At 67.9% G+C, this 23,942-nt stretch carries 23 protein-coding genes; 13 read left to right on the plus strand and 10 right to left on the minus strand.

What is annotated here, in order from left to right; all coding sequences use genetic code 11:
* The first annotated feature begins 9 nt into the window (after window positions 1-9).
* Together OVA11_RS02580 and creS are read left to right on the plus strand one after the other, a co-directional pair.
* Complete coding sequence (locus OVA11_RS02580) at window positions 10-561, plus strand: carboxymuconolactone decarboxylase family protein (RefSeq protein WP_268068876.1); 552 nt, start codon at window positions 10-12, stop codon at window positions 559-561.
* A gap of 152 nt (window positions 562-713) precedes the next feature.
* Window positions 714-2,087, plus strand: a complete 1,374-nt coding sequence (creS, locus tag OVA11_RS02585) for a crescentin (RefSeq protein WP_268065927.1) — start codon at window positions 714-716, stop codon at window positions 2,085-2,087.
* An 83-nt stretch (window positions 2,088-2,170) separates the two neighbouring features.
* Here creS and OVA11_RS02590 read toward each other — a convergent pair whose 3' ends face one another.
* Window positions 2,171-2,692: an SRPBCC family protein gene (locus OVA11_RS02590; RefSeq protein WP_268065929.1), complete on the minus strand. Its 522-nt coding sequence runs from the start codon at window positions 2,690-2,692 to the stop codon at window positions 2,171-2,173.
* Window positions 2,693-2,751: 59 nt separating this feature from the next.
* Window positions 2,752-3,738: a TraB/GumN family protein gene (locus OVA11_RS02595; RefSeq protein WP_268065932.1), complete on the minus strand. Its 987-nt coding sequence runs from the start codon at window positions 3,736-3,738 to the stop codon at window positions 2,752-2,754.
* A 122-nt stretch (window positions 3,739-3,860) separates the two neighbouring features.
* Between OVA11_RS02595 and OVA11_RS02600 the strand changes: the two genes are divergently transcribed.
* Window positions 3,861-4,709, plus strand: coding sequence for a glutamate racemase (locus tag OVA11_RS02600; RefSeq protein WP_268065935.1), 849 nt, complete (start codon window positions 3,861-3,863; stop codon window positions 4,707-4,709).
* Between the two features lie 323 nt (window positions 4,710-5,032).
* On the opposite strand, the gene OVA11_RS02610 is transcribed toward OVA11_RS02600, so the two are convergent.
* Window positions 5,033-5,092 carry a hypothetical protein gene (locus tag OVA11_RS02610; RefSeq protein ID WP_268068877.1) on the minus strand — a complete coding sequence of 20 codons (60 nt, stop codon included), beginning with the start codon at window positions 5,090-5,092 and terminating at the stop codon, window positions 5,033-5,035.
* Window positions 5,093-5,869: 777 nt separating this feature from the next.
* Between OVA11_RS02610 and OVA11_RS02620 the strand changes: the two genes are divergently transcribed.
* From OVA11_RS02620 to OVA11_RS02630, 3 genes are all read left to right on the plus strand, one after another.
* Window positions 5,870-8,347, plus strand: coding sequence for an FtsK/SpoIIIE family DNA translocase (locus tag OVA11_RS02620; RefSeq protein WP_268065938.1), 2,478 nt, complete (start codon window positions 5,870-5,872; stop codon window positions 8,345-8,347).
* 123 nt (window positions 8,348-8,470) lie between these two features.
* A complete protein-coding gene (locus tag OVA11_RS02625; protein ID WP_268065941.1) occupies window positions 8,471-9,130 on the plus strand; it encodes an outer-membrane lipoprotein carrier protein LolA in 660 nt (219 codons plus the stop codon).
* Between the two features lie 240 nt (window positions 9,131-9,370).
* A complete protein-coding gene (locus tag OVA11_RS02630) occupies window positions 9,371-10,177 on the plus strand; it encodes an exodeoxyribonuclease III (RefSeq protein ID WP_268065944.1) in 807 nt (268 codons plus the stop codon).
* Between the two features lie 12 nt (window positions 10,178-10,189).
* On the opposite strand, the gene mutM is transcribed toward OVA11_RS02630, so the two are convergent.
* Window positions 10,190-11,053 carry a bifunctional DNA-formamidopyrimidine glycosylase/DNA-(apurinic or apyrimidinic site) lyase gene (mutM, locus tag OVA11_RS02635; RefSeq protein ID WP_268065946.1) on the minus strand — a complete coding sequence of 288 codons (864 nt, stop codon included), beginning with the start codon at window positions 11,051-11,053 and terminating at the stop codon, window positions 10,190-10,192.
* Between the two features lie 81 nt (window positions 11,054-11,134).
* Here mutM and OVA11_RS02640 point away from each other — a divergent pair, with 81 nt between their 5' ends.
* Both OVA11_RS02640 and ubiB read left to right on the plus strand, forming a co-directional pair.
* On the plus strand, window positions 11,135-11,893 hold the full coding sequence (locus tag OVA11_RS02640; protein WP_268065949.1) for a class I SAM-dependent methyltransferase: 759 nt from the start codon (window positions 11,135-11,137) through the stop codon (window positions 11,891-11,893).
* 4 nt (window positions 11,894-11,897) lie between these two features.
* On the plus strand, window positions 11,898-13,406 hold the full coding sequence (gene ubiB, locus OVA11_RS02645; protein ID WP_268065951.1) for a 2-polyprenylphenol 6-hydroxylase: 1,509 nt from the start codon (window positions 11,898-11,900) through the stop codon (window positions 13,404-13,406).
* Window positions 13,407-13,412: 6 nt separating this feature from the next.
* On the opposite strand, the gene OVA11_RS02650 is transcribed toward ubiB, so the two are convergent.
* The gene (locus tag OVA11_RS02650; protein ID WP_268065953.1) at window positions 13,413-13,745 is read right to left on the minus strand and encodes a DUF5076 domain-containing protein; all 333 of its coding nucleotides are present in this window, start codon (window positions 13,743-13,745) and stop codon (window positions 13,413-13,415) included.
* A gap of 27 nt (window positions 13,746-13,772) precedes the next feature.
* Window positions 13,773-14,327, minus strand: a complete 555-nt coding sequence (locus tag OVA11_RS02655) for a hypothetical protein (protein WP_268065956.1) — start codon at window positions 14,325-14,327, stop codon at window positions 13,773-13,775.
* Between the two features lie 149 nt (window positions 14,328-14,476).
* Between OVA11_RS02655 and coaBC the strand changes: the two genes are divergently transcribed.
* Window positions 14,477-15,673 (plus strand): bifunctional phosphopantothenoylcysteine decarboxylase/phosphopantothenate--cysteine ligase CoaBC, encoded by a 1,197-nt coding sequence (gene coaBC, locus OVA11_RS02660; RefSeq protein WP_268065958.1) that lies wholly within the window; start codon window positions 14,477-14,479, stop codon window positions 15,671-15,673.
* A 59-nt stretch (window positions 15,674-15,732) separates the two neighbouring features.
* Window positions 15,733-16,200: a dUTP diphosphatase gene (gene dut / locus OVA11_RS02665; RefSeq protein WP_268065960.1), complete on the plus strand. Its 468-nt coding sequence runs from the start codon at window positions 15,733-15,735 to the stop codon at window positions 16,198-16,200.
* Here the strand turns inward: dut and OVA11_RS02670 are convergent.
* A complete protein-coding gene (locus OVA11_RS02670; protein ID WP_024265995.1) occupies window positions 16,197-16,337 on the minus strand; it encodes a hypothetical protein in 141 nt (46 codons plus the stop codon). The genes dut and OVA11_RS02670 overlap by 4 nt on opposite strands.
* 290 nt (window positions 16,338-16,627) lie before the next feature.
* Between OVA11_RS02670 and OVA11_RS02675 the strand changes: the two genes are divergently transcribed.
* Genes OVA11_RS02675 through OVA11_RS02685 form a run of 3 tightly spaced genes read left to right on the plus strand, consistent with a single transcriptional unit; the run spans window position 16,628 to window position 19,978 of the window.
* Window positions 16,628-17,737: an HlyD family secretion protein gene (locus tag OVA11_RS02675; protein WP_268068878.1), complete on the plus strand. Its 1,110-nt coding sequence runs from the start codon at window positions 16,628-16,630 to the stop codon at window positions 17,735-17,737.
* A gap of 14 nt (window positions 17,738-17,751) precedes the next feature.
* Window positions 17,752-19,353, plus strand: a complete 1,602-nt coding sequence (locus OVA11_RS02680) for a DHA2 family efflux MFS transporter permease subunit (protein WP_268065962.1) — start codon at window positions 17,752-17,754, stop codon at window positions 19,351-19,353.
* A 16-nt stretch (window positions 19,354-19,369) separates the two neighbouring features.
* Window positions 19,370-19,978, plus strand: coding sequence for a TetR/AcrR family transcriptional regulator (locus OVA11_RS02685; protein WP_268065965.1), 609 nt, complete (start codon window positions 19,370-19,372; stop codon window positions 19,976-19,978).
* A gap of 16 nt (window positions 19,979-19,994) precedes the next feature.
* Here the strand turns inward: OVA11_RS02685 and OVA11_RS02690 are convergent, their stop codons facing one another.
* The 3 genes from OVA11_RS02690 to fabB all read right to left on the minus strand — a co-directional run bounded on the left by OVA11_RS02690 (window position 19,995) and on the right by fabB (window position 23,890).
* Window positions 19,995-20,810: an enoyl-ACP reductase FabI gene (locus tag OVA11_RS02690; protein WP_268065967.1), complete on the minus strand. Its 816-nt coding sequence runs from the start codon at window positions 20,808-20,810 to the stop codon at window positions 19,995-19,997.
* Window positions 20,811-20,875: 65 nt separating this feature from the next.
* Window positions 20,876-22,666, minus strand: a complete 1,791-nt coding sequence (locus OVA11_RS02695; protein WP_268065969.1) for an O-linked N-acetylglucosamine transferase, SPINDLY family protein — start codon at window positions 22,664-22,666, stop codon at window positions 20,876-20,878.
* Window positions 22,667-22,678: 12 nt separating this feature from the next.
* Window positions 22,679-23,890, minus strand: coding sequence for a beta-ketoacyl-ACP synthase I (gene fabB / locus OVA11_RS02700; protein WP_268065971.1), 1,212 nt, complete (start codon window positions 23,888-23,890; stop codon window positions 22,679-22,681).
* Window positions 23,891-23,942 lie beyond the last annotated feature (52 nt).

The following is a 23,942-nucleotide window of genomic DNA, read 5'->3' on the forward strand; positions in this document are numbered from 1 at the left end:
GAACATCACGTGTCGATCGAGGCCCTGCGCGCCCGCCTGCCCGACTACGCCCGCGATCTGGGGACCAACCTGGCCTTGCTGATCGACGATCCGGCGCTCGATGGGGAAGCGCGATGGGGGTGCTTGGTCGCCAGCGCCTGCGCCGCCGGCGAACCGCAGACGCTGCGGGCGATCGACGCGGCGGCGACCGCCGCAGGTCTGGCGCCCGAAGCCAATCTCGCCGCCCGCAAGGCGGCCGCCATGATGGCGATGACCAATGTCTATTTCCGCGCCCTGCATCTCATGGAGGCCTCCGAGTATCAGGCCCTGCCCTCCCGGCTTCGCTTGAATCGGCTCACCCACGTCGGCGCGCGAAGCTTTACCTACGATCTGTCCTGCGTGGCCGTGTCGGCGATCAATGGCTGCGGCGCGTGCCTCGACAGCCACGAGGCCGAGCTTCGCGGACGGGGTGTCGAACCCACCCAAATCCAGGCCGCCCTGCGTATCGCGGCGGTTGTATCGGCGGTCGCCCGGACGCTGGCGGCGGAAGCCGCGCTCCATCCCCAGAATTTAGAGATCTGAACAGGACCGCGACGCCCGGTCGCGGCGTCGGCCCCTCGACATTCATCTTGTCCGTAAACTAAGTTGTTAACCTCTGGGTAACAGATTCGCGGCGTCCGCCGAGCCGTCCACTTCTGGACGCCGAGGACTCGCATGGGGCGAAGGTGGGCCGAATGAGACTGCTGTCGAAGAACTCGCGCGAGACCAAGAACGGCAAGCCCACCGTTCTGGGTGATGAAGCTCGCGCCGAGGCCATGCAGCACCAGATCGAGTCCACCCAGGCCATCGGTCAGCGCTACGAGACCATCCACGGCGGCTTGGACAGCATCGGCCGGGTCATGGAGCACCTTAAGGCGATCGAACCGCTGATCGCCGAGATCCGCGGCCCTGTCAGCCAGGAGTTCGAAGCCCGTCGCGCGGAACACTCCGAACTGATCGCCGTGCGCGCCAATCTTGATCAGGCCCAGCGCCAGATCGCCTTGATCCAGGCCGAGGAGCGCGAGGTTTCCGCCCGCCTCGCCGCCGCCGAAACAGCGCTCGGCGAATCCGAAGCCCGTCGCCAGACCCAGGACGCGGCGCTGGAAGATAACGCCCTTGAGATCGACCGCCTGCGCAACGCCCTGCTGCAGTCGGACCTGAAGGTCTCCAGCCTCGACGCCTCGCTGCGCGACGCCACCGCCCGCATCGAGCACCTCGTGCAGGACGTCGAAGGCCTGCGCATCCAGGCCCAGGACATCGACGCCCGCCGTGGCGACGCCGAGGCCGCTCTGGCCCGCGCCAACCAGGACAACGCCCTGCTGGGCGAAGAGGCCGCGACGCTGAAGAAGCGCGTCGACCAGGCCGGCCTGGACCTGGCCCGCCTGTCGCGGATCGAAACCGACCTTGAGGCCCAGCTCGCCGCCGAACGGGCGCGCGTGCAGGCCGTCGAGAACGCTCTGGCCGCTCACCAGACCGACAGCGGCCGCACGATCCGCGGCCTGGAGAGCCAGGTCGAGGCCAACCGCGCCGAGATCTCCGCGCTGCAGACGCGCCTGGAGACCGCCACGGGTCGCGCCGACAAGCTGGAAGAGATGAACGGCCAGATCTCGGCCCGCCTCGCCGACTCCAGCGCCCAGCAGAAGGCGGTGGAACGCCGCGCCGGCGACCTCAACGTCGCTCTGGAGCGCGCTCTCGACCGCATCCGCGCCCTCGAGGAAGAGGCCGACGGCCTGCGCCAGCGTCACGCCGGTGTCGACACCGCCCGCGCCACGGCCATCGAACGCGCCGACCAGCTGGCCAAGAGCGCCGTGGCTCAGGAAAAGGCCCTCAAGCGCGCCGAGGAGCGCGCCCAGCAACTGCGCGCCCGCCTCGACGCGATGCAGGAGGCTCAGGACCAGGCCCGCCGCGACCACGAAGCCAAGATCGCCGAACTGCAGGCGACCATCGAACGCCTGACCTCGGAGGCCGCCCTGGCCGAAGGGGCTCTGGAAGCCGCCCGCCGCGACCGCTCGCGCCTGCAGATGGCCCTTCTGGGCGCCAGCGACGGCGACGTGGCCGCCAGCGCCTAAGCCTCCAAGGCGCTCCACAAACGAAGACGCCCGCGACCGAGAGGTTCGCGGGCGTTTGTCTTTGAGCGGCCGCTACGGCGCGCCTAACGCCCCTCGACCGCCGCCTTGAGTCCCTGAACCTGCTGACCCAGCACCCCGTCGACGGGCGCGGCCAGCTTGTCGAGGCCGCCCTTGAAGTACCCCCCGACGTCATAGGTGACCGTCACGGTCGTGGCGCCGTCCTTCTCGGCCAGGAGAACGGTCATCGCCCCGCTCGCGCCCGACGACTGCAGGGGACCCAGACCACCGCTCAACACCAGCTTCTGGCCGGGCGCAGCATGGACGGTCGTCATGTGCAGAACCGAGCCGCCATTGGGCAGACGCTCGCAGAAGCAGCCGCCCGAGGCCGCGCCGAGCGACAGGTTGGCGGCTGACCCCGACCAGGTGTGCGCCGAGGCCCACCATTTCGACGGCTGGACCAGGACGGCCCACACGGTGGTCGCCGGCGCGGCGATCACGACCTGATGGCGCACCTGAAACCCGGCCGGTTGGGCGTCGGTCACCTCGGCCCGCGCAGCGCCCGCCATCAGCAGCGCCAGAACGCTCGCGGCGATCATCGTCTTCATCGGCTGGTCCTCCCGACACGACCTTGGTCGGCGCAAGCCCGGCGCGTCAACTCGCCAACCTATTCGACGGGCGAGGTGATCGTCGCGCCCTGCGCCTTCAAGCGGTCCAGAACGCCGTCAGCCGGCAGCAGGAAACCAAGATCGACCACCGCGACCGTGACCCCCGGCCGCTTGAGCGCCTCGGTCATGGCCTCAGTGGTCTGGGCGAGACCCTTCTCCAGCAAGGCCGCCCCGCCCGGAACATGGGTCAGGCACCGCTGAGCGGCGCTGGCGCGGTAACGCGCGCGCACCGAGGCCAGGTCGCCCTCGGCCCAGTCTCGGCCGATCGTGGTGGAATGGGCGCCGTCATAGGCCACCTCGTCCAGGGCCACCCGCAGGCAATAGAGCTGGTCCTCGGGCGACAGCTTGCCGGCGATGGCGGTGACCGCGCTCATCCGATACTGCCCCACCGCCTTGACCTTCAGCTTCCGCGCCTTGGCCATGCGCTCGATCGTGCTGACGGGCTTGGCCTCGGACAGGCCGGCGGCCTGACGGAAATCCGACAGCAGCAGGAACCCGGCCACCGCCGGCTTCCAGTTCTTGTACTCGCCCGCGCCCTTTCGGGCCTGGGTGCGGGACGCAACGAACCGCGCCTTCAGATCGGGCGGCAGCTGATCCTCCAGCGCCTTGCCGAGCGGCTGGCGCAAGCCGCCGCCGAACTTGAGGATGAATCCGGCCACCTGGGTGACGCCCACGGCGGCCTCCGGAGGAACCAGGACCAGACTCGCCCTGTCCAGCGCCTTGTTCAGGCGCGGGCTGTTCCACTTCAGCTGATGCGGCAGCGGCGGGGCCGAGCCCAGGATGTAGAGCTTGGCGCCGTCCTTCTCGACCAGCCACACGGCCGGCCCGGGGGGCTTGGCCATGATCGTCAGCTCGGCGACGACGGCGCTTTCGTCCGGCGCGGGGGCCTGGCCCAGGTCGACAGGCGTCGGAGGCGCGATCTGGGTCGGCGCGGGTCCGCTGAGGGCCAAGGTCATGGCGAACGGAGCAAACTTGAGCGCGAACATCGATACTCCTTCAGCCCCTTTGCGTGATCTAACGTTTCTCACCGCCGACGAGAAGGTGCGCCAAAAGGCGATGTTGGCGTCCGTTCGTGGACGCGTCGGGGTTTGGCGGCTAAACCTGCCCCATGATCGGCGTCTTTGACTCTGGCGTGGGCGGCCTCTCGGTCCACCGCGCCCTCGTGCAACGTCTGCCCCAGGCGGACTTCACCTATCTGGCCGACCAGGCCAATGCGCCCTACGGCGTGCGCACCGGCGAGGACATCGTCGAGCTGACCAAGGCCGGCTGCGTGCGCCTGTTCGAGCGGGGCGCCAACCTTGTGGTCCTGGCCTGCAACACCGCCTCGGCCATCGCCCTGCGCCGCCTGCAGCAGACCTGGCTGCCCGGCTATCGCAAGGCGATCGGCCGTCCGGTCAACATCCTGGGCATCATCGTGCCGACCATCGAAAAGGCCACGGGCCTGCCCTGGGAGCACGAGGCCGAGCGCCGCGGTGAGATGGTCCAGGCCCTGGACATCCTGGGCGTCTTCGCCACCCAGGCCACGGTGCGCTCGCGCGTCTACGAGATCGAGATCGACAAGCGCAAGCAGGACCTGGCGGTGTTCTCCGAGGCCTGCCCGGGCCTGGTCCCGCTGATCGAGGGCGACGCCAGCGTCGTCGAGATCGCCAAGGCGGTGGAGGGCCACGTCCAGGCGCTCAAGACCCGCATCGGCCGCCATCCCGACCGCGTCGTGCTGGGCTGCACCCACTACGAGATCATCGCCGACATCTTCCGCGCCGCCCTGCCGGCGGGAACCCCGCTGATCCAGCAGCCGGCGGCCACGGCTGAGGGCCTGGCCCTCTATCTGGAGCGCCACCCCGAATATGATCCGGGAACCGGCGCGAGCCGCGTGTTCCTGACGACCGGAACGCCCGGCCCACAAAACGGCCTGGTCCAGAGCTTCTGGGGCGCCCCGCTGGCGTTCGAGGCGGCTTAGGGCGCGAGCAGGTCCGCTTTCGGCGGCGATGGCGGAGACGGGTTTCGACCCTTGGCGGACACTCGGAAAATCCTCCCCCCAGAGGGGGAGGAGGCCGAAGGCCGGAGGGGGAAGTGCTGCCGAGCCGGCTTCTTCCCCCTCCGTCGGCTTCGCCGACACCTCCCCCGCTAGGGGGAGGATTTGGTCCCCATTCCACCCTTGGGCGACATCCGGAACGTCCGATATCGGGCGATGCCGTCTAAGGGTTCAATGCGCCCCTGACGCGGGCCAACAGCAATTCCCCCCGCTCGATGGGCGAACAACGCCTCGGTGAATAGACATGTTTACGGGGATTGGCGGGCGTGAACGCTCGGAATTGGCGGGGCGGAAGTCAACAAAATCAACGCCTTCTCACTTTTACGCGCCAACTTATCCTCCGCGCTGGAGCCACCCCCATAATCATAGCCATCCCCGTCGCGGGGGAGGGCGTTTGGATCCGGCCCAATACGGCGGCGGGGCTAGGTTGAGCGGGGCCGCGTGGCCTCGAAGCGGTTTCGACCGGGGTCTGTTCGTTGGATAGATCCGGGACCTCGGAAGAAGCCGCAGAGAGGCGAGCGCGGAGCGACAGGGCGGTGATCGTACAAGCCGCCTATCGTGGATCGTCGGGCTGGACACGGATGTAGCCGCTCCAGTTGATCCGCGCCCGTCCGGGGGCTCCTGGGGTCCCGAGCTGAAAGACGCTCACGCCCCCCATCCTCACGGGCAAGAACAACCTGGCGGAGCGGAAGCGCGAGCCGAAACGCAAACAACACTCACGGTACTCCGGGTTCGCCCGGCCGCTCCGTCGCCTCCCCAACACCTTCAGCGGTCACGCCGCGTGAAGCGGCGGACGCGCGCCCCAAAATCCTCCCCCAAGCGGGGGAGGGGTCGGCTCGAAGAGACGACGGAGGGGGAAGAGGCCGGTTCAGCAGGACTTCCCCCTCCGTCCGCTGCGCGGACACCTCCCCCGCTGGGGGGAGGATTGTTCACCCCGGCCCTTCCCCATCTAGGGGAAGGGAGAATTTTCTCGAACCCGCGACGTCATGACCGCCGTCCTAACGGACGTCGTAAACAGCCCTTAACGCTCTTCGGGCACAACATCGCGGTTCGACCCGCCTTGCATGGGTCCAAAGATACGACGGTTGAGTTCGGAGACTTTCATGGCGCGAGCCGCGCGGCGATCCACGACGGAGCTCCTTTGGGATGCGATCCGTTATGGCTGGGCCCAGCCCTGGACGGCCCGGTTCCGGGGCGGGATCGTCACCGTCGTCGGGGCGGTGCTGCTGCTGGCCATCGCCACCTATAACGCCACCGATCCGAGCTTCAACGCCGTGACGGGCGAGCCCGCCCGCAATGCGCTGGGTGGCCTGGGCGCGGCGATTTCCGACATCCTGATGCAGTCTCTGGGCCTGTCGGCTTGGGGCATCGCGCTGCTGATGCTGGTGTTCGGCGTCACCCGGGTGGCCCAGGCCGACCCGGACGCCGAGCGCAAGGACCTGCGCCAGCGGGCGCTGGTCGGCGCGCTGGGCCTCTTGGCGCTGTCGGCCGTGCTGGCCGCGCCGCCGCCGCCGGCCATCTGGCAGCTGGAGAAGGGCCTGGGCGGCTTCTGGGGCGACTCCCTGCTGCATATGGTCGCCGCCGTCCTGAGCTTCGCCCACATCCCCGGCGCGACCATCATCTCGGCCATCCTGTTCGGCGTCGCCGCCATCGCCGCGCTCGGCTTCGCCATCGGCGTGCGTGAGGTCAACCCCGACGCCATCCACGCCGCCGTCAGCAACGCCCTGCAAGCCCGCGCACGTCCTGAGCCGGAACCTGAACCCGCACCCGTAGCCAAGCCTGTCCGCGCCAGACGCGAAAAGGCCGAACCCGCGGCCCCGCGAGCCGGTCGCCTGCCCCCGCTGGAGGCCGACGACGACGAAACCCCGATCGCGGCGTCACAACCGGCCGCCGCGCAGCGCGCCTACACCCCGCCTCCCGTGGCCCAGGACGACGAAGACGACTTCGAAGACAGCAAGGACGCCCGGCCCATGGCCATCGCCAAGCCCAAGGGGACCGTGAAGGAGTCTGGTCGCGAGCAGCGCGAACAGCAGAAGGCGTTCGACTTCGAGGAAGACGCCGGCTTCCAGCTGCCCGAGTTGGCCATGCTGGCCAAGTCCAAGCCGCGTTCGTCCGAGGTGGACGCTGCGGCCCTGCGCCAGAACGCCCGCCTGCTGGAAAGCGTGCTGGCCGAGTTCGGCGTCAAGGGTCAGATCGACCAGATCCGCCCCGGCCCTGTGGTCACCATGTACGAGCTGGTGCCCGCGCCGGGCGTCAAGACCGCCCGCGTCGTTGCGCTCGCCGATGACATCGCCCGCTCGATGAGCGTGATCTCGTGCCGCGTCGCCGTGGCCCAGGGCCGCAACGCCATCGGCATCGAGATGCCCAACCAGCGGCGCGAGACCGTCTATCTGCGCGACCTGCTCTCCAGCGCCGACTACGAGAAGGCCAGCCAGATCCTGCCCATGGCGCTGGGCGAAACGATCGGCGGCGAGCCGTATATCGCCGACCTCGCCAAGATGCCCCACTTGCTGATCGCCGGCACCACCGGCTCGGGCAAGTCGGTCGGCGTCAACGCCATGATCCTGTCGATCCTGTACAAGCTGCCGCCCGAGAAGTGCCGCTTCATCATGGTCGATCCCAAGATGCTGGAGCTGAGCGTCTACGACGGCATCCCGCACCTCCTGGCCCCCGTCGTGACCGATCCGAAGAAGGCCGTCGTGGCCCTGAAGTGGACCGTCCGCGAGATGGAGGACCGTTATCGCCGCATGTCCAAGATCGGCGTGCGCAACATCGGCGGCTATAACGAAAAGGCCAACGAAGCCGCCGCCAAGGGCGAGCACTTCGAGCGCACCGTCCAGACGGGCTTCGACGACGCCGGCCGTCCGATCTACGAGACCGAGCAGATCCGCCCCGAGCCGATGCCCTATCTCGTCGTGGTCATCGACGAGGTCGCCGACCTGATGATGGTGGCCGGCAAGGACATCGAAGGCGCCGTGCAGCGTCTGGCCCAGATGGCGCGCGCCGCCGGCATCCACCTGATCATGGCCACCCAGCGCCCGTCAGTCGACGTCATCACCGGCACCATCAAGGCCAACTTCCCGACCCGGATCAGCTTCCAGGTCACCAGCAAGATCGACGCCCGCACCATCCTGGGCGAGCAGGGCGCCGAGCAGCTGCTGGGCCAGGGCGACATGCTCTACATGGCCGGCGGCGGGCGTATCACCCGCCTGCACGGTCCGTTTGTGTCGGACGGCGAGGTCGAGGCGGTGGCCAAGTTCCTGCGCGACCAGGGCATTCCGCAGTATCTCGACGAGGTCACCGCCGGCGGCGACGAGGAACAGGAAGAAGCCATCGAGGGCGCGTTCTCGGGCGAGGGCGGGGCCAACGACCTCTACGACCACGCCGTGGCCGTGGTCACCCGCGACCGCAAGGCCTCGACCAGCTACATCCAGCGCCGCCTGCAGATCGGCTACAACCGCGCCGCCTCGCTGATGGAGCGGATGGAGAAGGAGGGCGTCGTCGGGGCCGCCAACCACGCCGGCAAGCGCGAGATCCTCGCGCCGCCGCCGCCACCGCTCTAGGCAACCGCAGATGCGGCTACGGCGTTTCGGACGCTCCCAACCTGAACGCGGCTTCATCGCGCCGCCGGAAAATGGCCTTGCGACGGCCTTCGCGGCGGCCAAGGTAGCGGCTAAGGAGTCCAGATGACCACGCGCCGTATCCTGCTGGCGGCCGGCCTCGCCGCCGCCCTCGCCTCGCCCGCCCTGATCACGCCCGCCTGGGCCCAGAGCTCGACTGCGCCGGTTCCGGCCAAGCTGTCCGCCGAACAGAAGGCCCTGCTGGACAAGGCCACCGCCTACATTCAGGGCCTGTCCTCGGCCAAGGGTCGCTTCGTGCAGACTGATCAGCGCGGAACCCAGACGCAAGGGACCTTCTATCTGCAGCGTCCCGGCAAGGCGCGGTTCGCCTATGACCCGCCGGCGGGGCTGCTGGTCGTCAGCAACGGCGCCAACGTCAACATCTTCGACAGCCGCCTAAAGACCTATGAGAGTTATCCGCTCAGCAAGACGCCGCTGAACCTCTTGCTAGCCCGCGAGGTTCGCCTGGATCGCGGCGTGGTGATCACCGATGTCCGCCCGCTGGCCGATGGGTTCACGATCGTGGCCCAGGACGCCAAGCGCCAGGCGCTGGGCAAGATCTCGATGGACTTCTCCAATGGTCCCGTCGGCCTGATGGGCTGGACGGTCACAGACATCAAAGGCGGCCAGATCCGCGTGCGCCTCAGCGACTTCGCCGAGACGGCGGATCTCGACTCCAAGCTGTTCGTCCTAACCGATCCTCGTCGCAAGGTCGGTAAACCCTAGGTTGGCGACTTTGTGACATTCTCACAACAGGCAAGAATCAACAGCCGGATCGCTTGACTAAAAATTAGGACGTGGCATATTTAACACGCATGGCGATGGGCGACCGACCCGCTCCTCGCAAACCGTGCCGGAACCTATCCCCTCCCGGCGGCGGCATGAGAGACTAGACTTTCGCCCAGATGCTCGACGCATCTGGGCGTTTTTCTTTCCGGTCCCCAAAAACCGCGATAGAGCGAGGCCATGCGCCTCCGTATCGCCACCTGGAACGTCAACTCCGTCCGCCTCCGCGCCGAGCAGGCCGCCCGCTTCGTCGATGAGCAGGCCCCGGACGTGCTCTGCATGCAGGAGATCAAGTGCCAGGAGGGCGAGTTCCCGCGGGAAGCGTTCGAGGCGATGGGCTTGCCGCACCTGAAGATCGCAGGCCAGAAAGGCTGGCATGGCGTCGCCATCGCCTCGCGCCTGCCGATCGAGGATGTTCCCACCCTGATGACCTGCCGCGAGGGCCACGCCCGCTGTGTGGCGGTCAAGGTGGCCGGAGTCGAGATCCAGAACTTCTACATTCCGGCCGGCGGGGACACGCCCGATCGGATCGGCAATCCGAAGTTCGACCACAAGCTCGATTTCTACGAGACCCTGACCGCCGCCCTGAAAAGGCGTGACCCCAAGGCTCCGCTGATCGTTACCGGCGACCTCAATATCGCGCCGGGCGAGCATGACGTCTGGAGCCACCGCCAGATGCTGAAGGTGGTCAGCCATACGCCGCCAGAGCTGGAAGCCTTCGACGCATTGATCAAGTCGATGGACCTCTTGGACCTGCCGCGCCTGGCGACGCCGGAGCCGCAGAAACTGTTTTCCTGGTGGAGCTACCGCGCCGCCGACTTCCGCAAGTCCAACCGCGGCCTGCGCCTGGACCACATCCTGGCCAGCCCCGGCCTGCGCGATGCGGCGATCCTTGATGGCAAGGTCTCCTCGCGAGTCCACGATGACGTGCGCGAATGGGAGCGCCCCAGCGATCACGCGCCGGTCACGGCCGACCTGAAGGTCTGAGGCGATGGACGCTCAGACCTGACAGACCGGACAGAAGAAGGTTGAACGTCCCGCCTGGACCTCCCGGGCGATCACGCCCTTGCAGCCAGATGTCGGGCACGGCTCTCCCTCGCGGTCGTAGACGCGGAACCGATGCTGGAAATAGCCCAGCGCGCCATCAGCGGCGGCGAAGTCCTTCAGCGTCGAGCCCCCGACCTCGACCGCCTCCGCCAGAACGTCCTTGATCGCGGCGGTGAGCGGAGTCAGCCGCTTCTTCGCGATGTTTCCAGACGGCTTGAAGGGCGAGATGCCGGACCGGTGCAGGGCTTCACAGACATAGATGTTGCCCAGGCCGGCGACCGTGCGCTGGTCCAGAAGCAGGGTCTTGGGCCCCTGCTTGCGGTTGGCGAAGGCCTTTTCCAGCGTGCGGGCGTCGAAATCCCCGCCCAGCGGCTCGGGGCCCATGGCGGCGAACCAGGCATGGTGGCTGACGCGATCTGTCGGGATCAGGTCCATGAAGCCGAAGCGGCGCGGGTCGAAATAGGTGACCGTCGCGCCGTCCTCGGTCTGGAACACGACATGGGCATGCTTGTCGTCAGGCGTGACCTCGCGGGCGAAATCGCCGGGCCGCACGGTCCCCTCGGGCGCGGCGATCTCGAAGCGGCCGGTCATGCCCAGGTGCATCACAAGGGTGTCGCCCCGATCAAGCGGAGCCAGGATGTACTTGGCGCGGCGATCCAGCCGCAGGATCCGCGCCCCCGTCAGCCGCTGCACGAAGCCGTCGGGCAGCGGGAAGCGCAGGTCGGGCCGGTTGGCGCGGACGCTGGAAAGACGCGCCCCGGACAGGACGGGTTCCAGGCCTCGACGGACGGTCTCGACTTCGGGCAATTCGGGCACGGGGGACCTTCGGCGGATGACGGCGCGCGTGTCGCGGGCTAATAGCGAACCTACATACAGAAAGTCCGGCCCAAAGACGTCATGAGCAACACCTCCGCCAGCTTCGGTTTCAAGGATGTCGACGCCTCGCTGAAGGCGGGCCTGGTGCGCGGGGTCTTCGACCGCGTCGCCAAGAACTACGACATCATGAACGACCTGATGAGCGGCGGCGTCCACCGGCTATGGAAGGACGCGGTGGCTGCGCGTCTCAATCCGCAACCCGGCGAGGTGATCATCGACTGCGCCGGCGGCACCGGTGATATGGCGCGGCGCTTCGCCAAGATGGCGCGCAAGGCCCAGGAACGCCGGGGCGGCCCCGACGCGACGATCAACATCGTCGACTACAACGCCGAGATGATCATAGCCGGCATTGAGCGCGGCGGCGAACCGGAGATCACCTGGACCGTCGGCGACGCCCAGCGCCTGCCGCTGCCGGACGCCTATGCCGACGCCTATGTGATCTCGTTCGGCATCCGCAACGTGACCGACATTAACGCGGCCCTGCGCGAAGCCCGGCGCGTGCTCAAGCCGGGCGGCCGGTTCCTGTGCCTGGAATTCTCGCGGCCGGTCACCGAGCCTTTGGCCAAGGCCTATGACGCCTACAGCTTCAAGGTCATTCCGCAGGTCGGCGAGTGGGTCGCCAAGGACCGCGAGGCCTACCAGTACCTGGTGGAGAGCATCCGGCGCTTCCCCGATCAGCGGACCTTCGCGGGCATGATCGAGGCCGCCGGGTTCAAACGCGTGACCTTCACCAACTTCACCGGCGGCGTCGCGGCCCTTCACCAGGGCTGGGCGATCTAGGATCGTGGCCACGCTCGAAGCCTTCTGGCGCCTGACCGGCGCGGGCTGGGCCCTGGTCCGGGCCGACGCCCTGATCCCGCGTGAACTGGAGCCGCTGCTACCGCCCGGCGCCAAGCTGGCGGGGCGCGTCCTGCGCCTCTTCGCAGGCTCAGCCGCCCGCAAGGGACGGCCGGGGGAACGCCTGGCGGCGGTGCTCGAGCATCAAGGGCCGGCCGCAATCAAGATGGGCCAGTTCCTGTCGACCCGCGCCGACATCTTTGGCGCGGCTTTCGCCGAAGACCTGTCGCGCCTGAAGGATCGGCTGCCGGCATTCCCGCTGAGCGTCGCCAAGGCCGAGATCGCCCGCAACCTCGGCAAGCCGCTGGACGAGATCTTCGCCGAGATCGGTGAACCGGTGGCCGCCGCCTCTCTGGCTCAGGCCCACCCCGCAACGCTCGTCGATGGCCAAAAGGTTGCGGTCAAGGTCCTGCGGCCAGGCGTCGAGCGGCAGGTCGCCCGAGACACCGCCGTCCTGCGCCTGGCTGCGCGTCTCGCCGAGACCCTCGTCCCAGCCTCGCGACGTCTGCGTCCGACCGAGTTCGTCGAGGTCGTGATCCGCGCACTCGATCTTGAGATGGACCTGCGCTTCGAGGCCGCCGGCTGCGCCGAGCTGGGCGAGGCCATGGCCAAAGACCCCTATATGCGCGCGCCCGCCGTCTGCTGGGATGGCGTCGGCAAACGCGTCCTGACCTTGAACTGGGCGGAAGGCGCACCCTTGTCCGACCCCGCCGCACTGGATCTGCCCGGCCTGGACCGCAAGGCGCTGGCCGAGAACGTCACGCGCGGCTTCCTCGCCCAAGCGCTCGACCACGGCCTGTTCCACGCCGATCTACACGAGGGCAATCTGTTCATCGCCGCGCCGGCGGCGATTACGGCGGTGGACTATGGCATTGTCGGTCGGCTGGGGCCCGGTGAGCGCCGCTACCTCGCCGAGATCCTCTACGGCTTTCTCAATCGTGACTATGCGCGCGTGGCCAAGATCCATTTCGACGCCGGCTATGTGCCCGCCCACCAGGATATGGACGCCTTTGCCCAAGCCCTGCGCGCTGTCGGCGAGCCGGTGTTTGGCCGCAACGCGCGCGAGGTCTCGATGGGCCGACTGCTGGCGCAGCTGTTCGAGATCACCGCCCTGTTCGATATGGCGCTGCGCCCAGAGCTCGTTCTGCTCCAGAAGACCATGGTCACCGTTGAAGGCGTCGCTCGCCGGATTGATCCCACCCACGACCTTTGGGCGGCCGCAGATCCGGTCGTACGGCGGTGGATCGGCCGTGAACTCTCCCCCACCGCCAAGGCGCGAGACTTCGCCGAAGAGGCGATACGGGCGATCAAGGCTCTCGCGCGGCTGGCGGAGACGCCCGCCGCACCCCCGCCCGTGGCCGCCGAACGCCTTCACACCTGGCCCCTGCTCTGGTTTCTGGTCGGCGCGGCCACGGCGGGAGCGGCCTTTGTGACCGGCGTGCTCCTGGCCCGGTAGGATCAATCATCCAGAGGCAGCCGGCGCACCTCCCGTTCGTTGAGCGGTGGGGCGTGTGGCCTCGACGTTGAAACTCCCGACGATCGCCTCATAAAGCGCCGACCTTGGACCCATGCCCTCGGCGCTGAGGGCATCGGCGACGTGTCCTGCCAGATCGGCCAGGATAATGCCCCAGGCGGTGGTTTCCATGACCACGCTTTCCTCGGCGTAGAGGCCAAATTTCAGCGAGCAATGAAGGCCACGCTCGGCGATCCAGACGCGCGCCAGCTCAACGGCGCTGGTGTCGCGAAGGGCGGCGGCGGGCACTGTAAGGGCATCCATGACGACTTCCTCCGGCATGCCAGACCGAGCGTGAACACGCCCCACCTATCCTTCCGCCTGATCTCGACCGCGCGCCTTCGCCGCCGACGCTCGGCGTGCTTCGCGAGCCTTCTGTTCATCCCAGTAAGCTCCGCCCTCCTCTGGTCGGAACATCGTGCGCGGCGCGCCCTCGCGCGAAACCACCGCGAAGACGTTGTCCTTGGGATCGTAGATGAGAAGATCGCCATTCGGCCGCTTGAGCGTCTCGGCGCCCCTTGGCGGATCACTGACGAAGGCGTGGACCTTCGATACATAGTCATCCACCGAATTCGCCGAGAAACTGGCCCCATTTCGCTCGAAGGATCGCTGGGCGTTCTCATCGGCCGAGCGTGTACGATTGGCGGCCCAGTAGGGCTTGCCCGCGATCAGCTTGACCGGCGCATCGCGCGGATCGTCTCTACGGCCCTCTCCGCTGGGGGGCACGTCGACGCCCTCCCTCGCCGCGATCCGGTCGCTCCCCGTCGGAGCCTTCACCGCAGAAGCCCCGCTATCGCAGCCCGCAAGGCCAACCATGATCAAGATTGTCAGGGCGCAGGCGGGCAGACATTGCACAATCTTCATGATCGTAAAAACCCAGTTGCTCTACCTAGGCGATTGATGAACGAAAGCGGAACGCGAGTCGAGTCCCTTTTTCATTCTCCGATTGGCTCTGGCGCTTTGGCGCGCGGATGGGCATGTGCTGGGGGAACGACCGGAGCGTGGAGCGGGACGTGGGCGAGAAGCGGGTTCTTCTGATCGTCGGCGGCGGTGTGGCGGCCTACAAGGCGCTGCTGCTGACGCGCCTTCTAAGAAAGGCCGGCGTGGCCGTGCGACCGATCCTGACCAAGGCCGGCGCCGCGTTCGTCACGCCCTTGTCTCTGGCGGCGCTGGCTGAGGACAAGGTCTACGAGGATCTCTTCTCGCTGACCGACGAGCATGAGATGGGCCATATCGAGCTGTCGCGCTCGGCTGATCTCGTGGTGGTGGCGCCGGCGACCGCAGACCTGATCGCCAAGGCGGCCCAGGGTCTGGCCGGAGACCTGGCCTCCACCACGCTGCTGGCCACCGACAAGCCCGTCCTGATGGCCCCGGCTATGAACGTGCGCATGTGGCTGCATCCAGCCACCCAACGCAACATCGCAACTCTCAAGGCCGACGGCGTGCGCTTCGTCGGCCCTGAGGAGGGCGCCATGGCATGCGGTGAATTTGGCCCCGGTCGCCTGGCCGAACCCGAGGCGATCTTCGCCGCGATCATGGCGGCGCTGGAAGGTCCCGCCGCCCGACCGCTGGAGGGCAAGCGGGCGCTGGTCACCGCTGGACCCACGTTCGAACCCATCGATCCTGTGCGTGGCATTACAAACCGGTCCAGCGGCAAACAGGGCTTCGCGATCGCCGAAGCCCTGGCCAGGCTCGGCGCGGAGGTGACCTTGATCGCAGGCCCCGTCGCGCTTCCAACCCCACCCGGCGTCCGCCGGATCGATGTCGAGACCGCCCGACAGATGCTGGCGGCCAGCCAGGCCGCCCTGCCCGCCGACGTCGGCGTCTTTGTCGCGGCCGTGGCCGACTGGCGGGTCGACGAGGCGTTTGGCAGCAAGTTGAAGAAGGAGAAGGGCGGACCGCCGGCCCTGACCTTCGTCGAGAACCCTGACATCCTGGCGACCTTGTCGGCCAGCGGCCCCCATCGCCCACGCCTTGTCGTCGGTTTCGCGGCGGAGACCGACCATGTCGAGGAGCACGCCCGCGCCAAGCTGGCGCGCAAGGGTTGCGACTGGATCATCGCCAACGATGTCACCGAGCCCGGTGTCATGGGGGGCGGCGAGAACGCCGTGCTGCTGGTGACCAAAACCGGAACCGAGCGCTGGGACCGCGCCGCCAAGGATCGGGTCGCCGCTCAGATCGCCCAACGGATCGCAGAGGCCCTGGGTTAGCCTTCAGAGCGCCGGGCAAATCAGCTACAGCCGGAGCTAACGCGTCCGAGGAGCTCCGCATGTCCGCCATCCCCGCTGGTCTCGCCATCCGTTTCAAGCGCTGGGAGGGCAACGCCGACCTGCCGGTTCCCGCCTACGCCACGGCCGGCGCGGCGGGTTTCGATCTGCGGGCCCATGTGCCGGATGACGCGCCGATTGTCCTGAAGCCGGGCGCCCGTTGCATGGCCCCGACGGGCTTTTCGGTTGCGATCCCCGACGGCTACGAGATGCAGGTGCGTCCGCGCTCGGGACTTGCGCTCAAGAACGGCGTCACGGTCGTCAACGCGCCGGGCACCGTCGACAGCGACTATCGCGGCCAGGTCTGCGTCTTGCTGATCAATCTGGGCGAAGAGGACTTCACGATCCGCCGTGGCGACCGCATCGCCCAGGGCGTCATCGCAGCCGCGCCCCAATGGCCCCTGGTCGAGGTCGAGGACCTGGACGCGACAGAGCGAGGCGCGGGCGGTTTCGGATCGACCGGAGTCTAGTTGGCTACGGGCTGGATGGCTCGCAGGCCCAGCACAAGGTAGCCGCCAAACCCTGCGGCGAAGGCGGCGGCGGCCATCCACAGAACCGGGCGGATCATGTCGAGCGGCGTCTGGCCGGTCGGGGACTGGGACTTCACGGTAACCTCCTGCGGCCAATAGGCGGAACCGACGAACACACGTCGGCGGAGATACGCACTCCCGAAGCCTTGGCTGCGATGGGGAGCGGCTTTTAAGGTGGCGCGATTCCAATGCAAGCGGAAATTGCGGCGCGGTGTCGCAGCGCCATGGCCCGGCCTCTCCGTCCTGAACCGGATCTGGGTGTTTGATGGGGCGCCCCTGTTGATTTTTGGACGCCTGCGTCCATTTATCCCTTGTATGATGCGTCGGACCTGACTATCCGGCGCGCTTGTTGTCATTCGACAAGGGCTTGGCCATGGCGACGTCAGAGAAGAAGAAGCTGGTTCCCCTGATCGCCGGCGGCGTGGCGCTTGCGGCGGTTCTAGTCGGTGGAACCCTTTGGTTCCTGGACAAGCAGCACTTCGAGAGCACCGACAACGCCTTCGTCCAGGCCGACACCGTGCAGGTCAGCCCGCAGGTCTCCGGCTATGTCGCCGAGGTCCTTGTCGCGGATAACCAGCGCGTCGAGCCCGGCCAGGTGCTGGCCAAGATCGATCCGTCGACCTTCCAGGCGCGGGTGGACCAGGCGATCGCCAACGCCGCGGCGGCGGACGCCGCCGTTAGGGCGATCGATGACAAGAACAGCCTGGAGCAGGCCGTGATCGCCCAGAGGGCGGCCGGCGTGACCAGCGCCCAGGCCGACGCCAGCCGCGCCAAGGCCGACCTTGACCGCTACAACGCCCTGGCCGACCAGGGCTGGGTGTCGCAGCAGAAGGTGCAGACCACACGCGCCGCCGCGACGCAGTCCGCCGCCGGCGTCGCCAGCGCCCAGGCCGCGCTGGAAGCCGAGAAGCGCGCCGCCCAATCGCTGGGCTCGGCCAAGGCCCAGGCGATCGCACAGGCCGCCGCCGCCCATGCCGCTGTCGAGCAGGCCAAGCTGGACCTCGAACGCACCGTGATCCGGGCGCCGGTCAGCGGCGTGGTCGGCGCCCGCGCCGTCCGCCCGGGCCAGCTGGTTCAGCCGGGCGTCGCCCTGATGTCGGTGGTGCCGCTGGGCCAGGCCTATGTCGTCGCCAACTTCAAGGAGACCCAGGTCGCCCGCCTGCGCATCGGCCAGCCCGTCGAAATCAAGGCCGACGCCTTCGGCAAGGAAAAGATCGTCGGCAAGGTCGACAGCTTCGCACCCGCCACGGGCCAGGAGTTCGCGCTGATCCCGGTGGAGAACGCCGTCGGCAACTTTACCAAGATCACCCAGCGCCTTCCGGTGAAGATCGCCGTCGACCGCAGCCAGTTGGGCGCAGCCCTGCGGCCTGGTCTGTCGGTCGAGATCAAGGTGGATGTCCGCGATCGCTCGGGTCCATCGTTCGCAGAGGCGGCGCAGGTGACACCGCAGGTGGCCCGACAGGGCGCGGCCCGCTAGTCGGCCCGCCTGTCATGGCCGACGCCGCCCTCCCCGCCGATAGCCCCAGCGCGCCCGCAACGCCCGGCGCGACAGCGCCGGTCGATTGGACAAAGCTGTTTCTGGGCTTTGGCGCCATGGTCATCGGCCAGTTCATGGCCATCCTCGACATCCAGATCGTGGCGGCGTCCCTGCCGCAGATCCAGGCCGGGGTCGGGGCCAGCACCGACCAGGTCAGCTGGATCCAGACCGCCTATCTGATCCCAGAAGTCGTGATGATCCCGCTATCGGGATACCTCTCGCGCCTGTGGGGCACGCAGAGGCTCTATCTGGCGTCCTGCGCCGGCTTCATCGTCATGAGCATCCTGACGGGGCTGTCGACCTCGATCGACATGATGATCATCACCCGGGCCCTGCAGGGCTTCATCGGCGGGGCGATGATCCCGACGGTGTTCGCCGTCGCCTTCACGGCTTTTCCGCCTGAGCGTCGGGTGACGGCCAGTGTGATCATGGGCCTGATCGTCACCCTGGCTCCGACGGTCGGCCCGACCCTGGGCGGTCACCTGACCGAGTGGCTGAGCTGGCGATGGCTGTTCTTCATCAACGTACCGACCGGCCTGATCGTGCTGTTCGGCGTGGCGCGCTGGGGCGACTTCGACAAGGGCGATCCCAGCCTGGCCAAGGGCTTCGACTGGTTCGGCCTGGCCGTCATGGCCGTTTTCCTGATGAGCATGCAGTACGTGCTGGAGGAAGGCGCCAAGGAGGACTGGTTCTCCGACAGCCTGATCCTGTGGCTAACCGTCGTCGCGGTCTTCGGCGGGATCGTCTTCGTGTGGCGTCAGCTGACCTATCGCAACCCGATCGTCGAGCTGCGCGCCTTCGCCAATCGGAATTTCACGGTGGGCGTCCTGATGACCGCAGTGTCCGGGGCCAGCCTGTTTGGCGGCACCTTCCTGCTGCCGCAGTTCCTGGGCCGCGTGCGGCAATACTCGGCGTCCGAGGTGGGCACGACCATGGTCATATCGGGCCTGTCGATGTTCCTGACCGGCCCGATCGCCGGGCGCCTCGTCCGCAAGACCGATCCACGCCTGCCGATGTGCGTGGGTTTCCTGCTGGCGGGTTTTGGCATGTACATGGCCCACGGCGTGACCAAGGACTGGGGTTTCTGGGAGTTCGCCGGCGTTCAGGCTTGCCGGGGGGTCGGCGTCATGATCGCCATGATCGCCACCCAGCAGATCACGATGAGCACCCTGCCGCCTCACATGGTCAAGAACGCCTCGGGGCTCGTGAACCTGTCGCGTAACACCGGCGGCGCGATCGGCCTCGCCTTGTTGGCCACCTCGATCACGCAACAGACGGCGCTCTACTACGACGACCTGACCTCGAAGGTGACCCAGGGCAGCGCTGCGGCCGGCATGATCGCGGGCCTCACCGAGCGCATGATGCAGCTGGGCGTCGCCGATCCGGCCGGCGCAGCGCGCAAGGCCGTCGGCGGCATGATGCAACAGCAGGCGACGGTCATGGCGTTCGGCGACAGCTTCACGCTGCTGGCGATCGGCTGCTTCATCGCCGCGGCCGTGTCCCTGTTGGCCGCGCCCGTCAAAAACGCTCCGCCCCCGCCGGCGGACTCTCACTGATGCCCGGAATCTCCTGATGCCCCGTGTTCCTGGACAGATCGATGTCGCCAAGACCGAAGCCATCCTCGACGCCGCCGTCGAGGTGATCGGCGAGCGTGGTCTGGCCGCGCCCATGTCGGCCATCGCCCGCCAGGCGGGCGTCTCCAAACAGACGGTTTACAACCACTACGGCTCGAAGGCCGAGCTCATGCGGGCCCTGATGCAGCGCCGTGTCGATAGCATCACCGCCGCCCTGCGCGAGCCCGGCGCGGTGGACAATCCCACCGAGGCGCTGGAGGCCTATGCGCGGTCCGTGCTGGAAACGGTGATCACCACCAAGAGCCATTCGATGATGCGGGTCATCATCCTGGGTTCAGGCGAAATGCCGGACATCGCCCAGGAGGTCTTCGAGGCCGGCCCGCTGAACGCCCGTCGCCAACTGGCCGCTTTTCTGGAAACCGAGACGCGGCTGGGGCGGATGAAGGTGGAGGATTTCGACCAGGCCGCCGAGTTCTTCTCGGGCATGGTCATGGGTCACAACCAGCTTCGCTCTTTGCTGCGCCTGCCGACGGAGAGAAGCCAGGAACAGCTCGGCCGCCTCGCGCGGGAGGCGGCCGAACGCTTCATGCGGGCCTACGCGCCGTAGACCCTTTGGACGAAGCTTACGCCTCCTCGGCGTCGGGCATGCCCATCATGTGGAAGCCGGCGTCGACGTGGACGACTTCGCCCGTGGTCGACTTGCCAAGATCCGAGGCCAGCCAAAGGGCGCAGCCGGCGACACCTTCCATCGAGGTGTCTTCCTTCATCGCCGAGAAGGCGCGGCCTTGGGCGATCATGCCGCGGCCGCCCGAGATGCCGGCCAGGGACAGGGTGCGCATGGCGCCGGCCGAGATGGCGTTGGCGCGGATGCCCTTGGGTCCGAGGTCCCGGGCGATATAGCGCGTGGCCGCTTCCAGCGCCGCCTTGGCCACGCCCATGGTGTTGTAGTTCGGAATGGTCCGCTCCGACCCCAGATAGGTCATGGTGACCAGCGAACCGCCGTTCGGCATCAGCTTGGAGGCGCGCTTGGCGACGTCCACGAAGCTGAAGGCCGAGATGTTCATCGCCGTCAGGAAGCCCTCGCGGGTCGTGTTGTCCACGAACGAGCCCTTCAGCTCGTTCTTGTTGGCGAAGGCCACCGAGTGGATCACGAAGTCCAGCGTGCCGAATTCCTTCTCGATCAGCGCGAAGGCCGCGTCCATCGAGGCGTCGTCGGTGACGTCGGCCGGGATCATTGTCTTGACGCCGATGCTTTCGGCCAGCGGGCGCACGCGGCGCTCAAGATCTTCGCCCTGATAGGTGAAGGCCATCTCTGCGCCCTGGGCGGCCAGCTGGCTGGCGATGCCCCAGGCGATCGAGTTGTGGTTGGCCACGCCCATGACGAGGCCCTTCTTGCCTCGCATCAGCTCGCCCTTGGGGAACGCGTAATCGTCGGCCATGTGTGGGGCCCTCTTTCGCAAATCGTTGACCGCTGGTTAGCAGGCGCCGTCGCCCGGCGGAACCCTCAGCGACGGACAAGGCCGGCGTAGGCGGCTTCCAGCGAGCGAGCGAAGGCGACCGGATCAAACAGGGCCGAGCGCCGGACGGCCTCGGCGACGCGGGACTTGAGGGTCGGATCGGCCGCCAGGACCAGGGCCCTCGCGACATAGTCGGCTTTCGAGGTCGCGATCAGCTCGGTCATGCCGATGGCGGTCGCCAGACTGGCCCCGACCCGGCTGGCGAAGCTCTCGCCCGGCAGGGTCAACACCGGAACGCCCATCCGCAAGGCGTCGCTGGCGGTGGTGTGGGCCCCATACGGCCAGGTGTCGAGAACCAGATCGGCCAGGGCGTGGCGGGCCAGATGCGCGTCGTGCGGCGCCGGTTCGGCGAAGACCAGGCGTTCGGGCGCGACGCCCGCCGCCCGCGCGTAGCCACGAAGATTGTCTGCTGCGCCCGGCGCGCCGGCGTACAGCCAGAGGACACTATCGGGCGCGGCGCGCAGGATCGCCATCCAGGTCGCGAACACCTCGGGCGTGATCTTCGCCGGGTTGTTGAAGCAGCAGAACACCCGCACGCGCTCCGGCAGGCCCATATCGGCCCGGCTGGGAGCGGGTATGACCGAGGTCAGACCGTCGTTTGGCTGGTAGCACGGTAAACGAACCACCGCTTCGGACCAGTTCGCCTCCGCGCCCGGCGGAATCGTCACGGCGTCCGCCAGGACCACGTCGGCGTGCGCCCCCAGGGTCCCGGGATAGCCCAGCCAGCTCACCTGCACAGGCGCGGCGCGATGGGCCAGAATCCCGGGACGTCCGTCCTGGGTGGACCCCTTGAGATCTACAGCGATATCAACGCCTTGCTGGCGACATTTCAGAGCGATCTCGGCGTCGGAAAATCGGCGCGCCTCGATCCAGTGTTCGCAGGCGGCCCGTAGCCGCTCTTGCATGGCCCCGCCGGTCTCGGGCCCGTAGGAAACCGCGAAAACCTCGAAGCGCGATCGGTCATGAGCCTCGAGAACCCCCGCCAGAAGCCGCGCCGTGGCGTGTTCGTGCAGGTCGGAGGACAGATAGGCCACGCGCAGCCTCTCGCCGGGCGGCCTGGCCGGCCATACCGGCGCCGGAACGCTTGGCGGCGCGGAAAGCGCGGCGCAGCGGCGGTGAAGAACGGGAAGGTCGAACAAGGCCAGGGCGGCGAAGGGCGCGACGCCCGCACGGCCCAGCTTCAGGTCCGCCTTGACCAGCATGTCCAGCGCCGCGTCCTCCCGCCAGTCACAGGTCTGACGGCGAGCCCACATCAGGTCTCCGGCGACGCGTGGATGGCTCGGGTTCACCTCCAGCACGGCCTCCAGGTCGCGCGCGGCCTCGGCAGGACGGTTGAGCAAGACCAGCAACGCCGCGCGATGCGCCCGATAGGCCGCTTCGCGCGGGGCGGCCGCGACCGCGTGGTCGATCGCCGCCAGCGCTTCGGAAAATCCACCCAGCCGCTGAAGCGAAACCGCCAGAGCGTGGAAGACTGGCGGATTGTCCGGGTCGACCGCCAAGGCCGCGCGCGCCGCGACCACCGCCTCATCGTCTCTGTGCAGGCTCGTCAGGGCCAGGGTCCTGGCCGACAGCAAGCCTGGACGAGCCGGGTCCAAAGCCAAACCCTCATTCATGGCCGCCAGCGCCGCTTGCGCCAAACCCTGCTCAAGCCGAGAGACGCCCAGCAGGTGCCAGGCCTCGACGCTCGGCGCGTCAGCGACGAGCCGCTCGCACAGCGCAGCCGCCTCCGGCAGTCGCCCGGCGCGATAGAGATCGAAGGCCTCGCGGGCGCTGGTCAACGCCCGCCGGCTCTAGACGCGGCTGAAGATCAGCGTGCCGTTGGTGCCGCCAAAGCCGAAGCTGTTGGACATCACCGTCTCGAGCGGCTTGTCGACGCGCTGGCGCAGGATCGGCAGGTCGGCGAACTCGGGGTCGAGCTCTTCGATGTTGGCGCTCTCGGCCGCGAAGTCGTTGTTGAGCATCAGGATCGAATAGATCGCCTCCTGCGCGCCGGCGGCGCCCAGGCTGTGCCCGGTCAGCGACTTGGTCGAGGAGATCATCGGGGCCTTGTCGCCGAACACCTCGCGGACCGCGCCCATCTCCTTGCTGTCGCCGACCGGCGTCGAGGTGCCGTGCGGGTTCAGATAGTCGATGGCGCGATTGCCCGCTTCGGCCATGGCCAGGCGCATGCAACGCGCAGCGCCTTCGCCCGAGGGGGCCACCATGTCATAGCCGTCGGAATTGGCCGCGTAGCCCACGACCTCGCCATAGATCTTGGCCCCGCGGGCCTTGGCGTGTTCGTACTCTTCCAGCACCACGATGCCCGCGCCGCCGGCGATCACGAAGCCGTCGCGGTTCTTGTCATAGGCGCGGCTGGCCACGGCCGGGCGGTCGTTGAAGTTGCTGCTCATGGCGCCCATGGCGTCGAACAGGTTCGACAGGCTCCAGTCCAGCTCCTCGCAGCCGCCGGCGAAGATCACGTCCTGCTTGCCCATCTGGATCTGTTCAGCGGCCGCGCCGATGCAGTGGGCGCTGGTCGCGCAGGCCGAGCTGATCGAATAGTTGATCCCGCGGATCTTGAACCAGGTCGACAGCACCGCCGACGGACCCGAGCTCATGGCCTTGGGCACGGCGAACGGGCCGATCCGCTTGGGACCCTTTTCCTTGGTGATCGCCGCCGCATCGATGATGACGCGGGTCGAGGGGCCGCCCGAACCGACGATCAGGCCGGTGCGCTCATGGGAGATCTCGGTCTCCGACAGGCCGGAATCAGCGATCGCCTGCTCCATGGCGATGTGGGCGTAGGCCGTGCCGGGCGCTAGGAAGCGCGCCGCGCGGCGATCCACCAGCGACTCCCATTCGATCTGGGGCGCGGCGTGGACCTGGCATCGGAAGCCGAGCTCGGCGTACTCCGGCGCGGCGATCACGCCGGACTTGGCTTCGCGCAGCGAGGCCAAGACCTCTTGGGCGTTGTTGCCGATGGACGAGACGATCCCCAGTCCTGTGACGACGACGCGACGCATATTCTAAATCCTCTTCTCCCCCTACGATCCATCAGGGGCCAGCTCTCTAGGG

Origin of the sequence: Caulobacter sp. SL161, assembly GCF_026672375.1 — a bacterium.
Lineage (GTDB): Bacteria > Pseudomonadota > Alphaproteobacteria > Caulobacterales > Caulobacteraceae > Caulobacter.

Excerpts from the sequence above, each read along its gene's own strand:
- creS (WP_268065927.1), top strand. The coding sequence starts at position 714 with ATGAGACTGCTGTCGAAGAACTCGCGCGAGACCAAGAACGGCAAGCCC.
- OVA11_RS02590 (WP_268065929.1), bottom strand. The coding sequence starts at position 2,692 with ATGAAGACGATGATCGCCGCGAGCGTTCTGGCGCTGCTGATGGCGGGC.
- OVA11_RS02595 (WP_268065932.1), bottom strand. The coding sequence starts at position 3,738 with ATGTTCGCGCTCAAGTTTGCTCCGTTCGCCATGACCTTGGCCCTCAGC.
- OVA11_RS02600 (WP_268065935.1), top strand. The coding sequence starts at position 3,861 with ATGATCGGCGTCTTTGACTCTGGCGTGGGCGGCCTCTCGGTCCACCGC.
- OVA11_RS02625 (WP_268065941.1), top strand. The coding sequence starts at position 8,471 with ATGACCACGCGCCGTATCCTGCTGGCGGCCGGCCTCGCCGCCGCCCTC.
- OVA11_RS02630 (WP_268065944.1), top strand. The coding sequence starts at position 9,371 with ATGCGCCTCCGTATCGCCACCTGGAACGTCAACTCCGTCCGCCTCCGC.
- OVA11_RS02640 (WP_268065949.1), top strand. The coding sequence starts at position 11,135 with ATGAGCAACACCTCCGCCAGCTTCGGTTTCAAGGATGTCGACGCCTCG.
- OVA11_RS02650 (WP_268065953.1), bottom strand. The coding sequence starts at position 13,745 with ATGCCGGAGGAAGTCGTCATGGATGCCCTTACAGTGCCCGCCGCCGCC.
- OVA11_RS02655 (WP_268065956.1), bottom strand. The coding sequence starts at position 14,327 with ATGAAGATTGTGCAATGTCTGCCCGCCTGCGCCCTGACAATCTTGATC.
- dut (WP_268065960.1), top strand. The coding sequence starts at position 15,733 with ATGTCCGCCATCCCCGCTGGTCTCGCCATCCGTTTCAAGCGCTGGGAG.
- OVA11_RS02680 (WP_268065962.1), top strand. The coding sequence starts at position 17,752 with ATGGCCGACGCCGCCCTCCCCGCCGATAGCCCCAGCGCGCCCGCAACG.
- OVA11_RS02685 (WP_268065965.1), top strand. The coding sequence starts at position 19,370 with ATGCCCCGTGTTCCTGGACAGATCGATGTCGCCAAGACCGAAGCCATC.
- OVA11_RS02690 (WP_268065967.1), bottom strand. The coding sequence starts at position 20,810 with ATGGCCGACGATTACGCGTTCCCCAAGGGCGAGCTGATGCGAGGCAAG.
- fabB (WP_268065971.1), bottom strand. The coding sequence starts at position 23,890 with ATGCGTCGCGTCGTCGTCACAGGACTGGGGATCGTCTCGTCCATCGGC.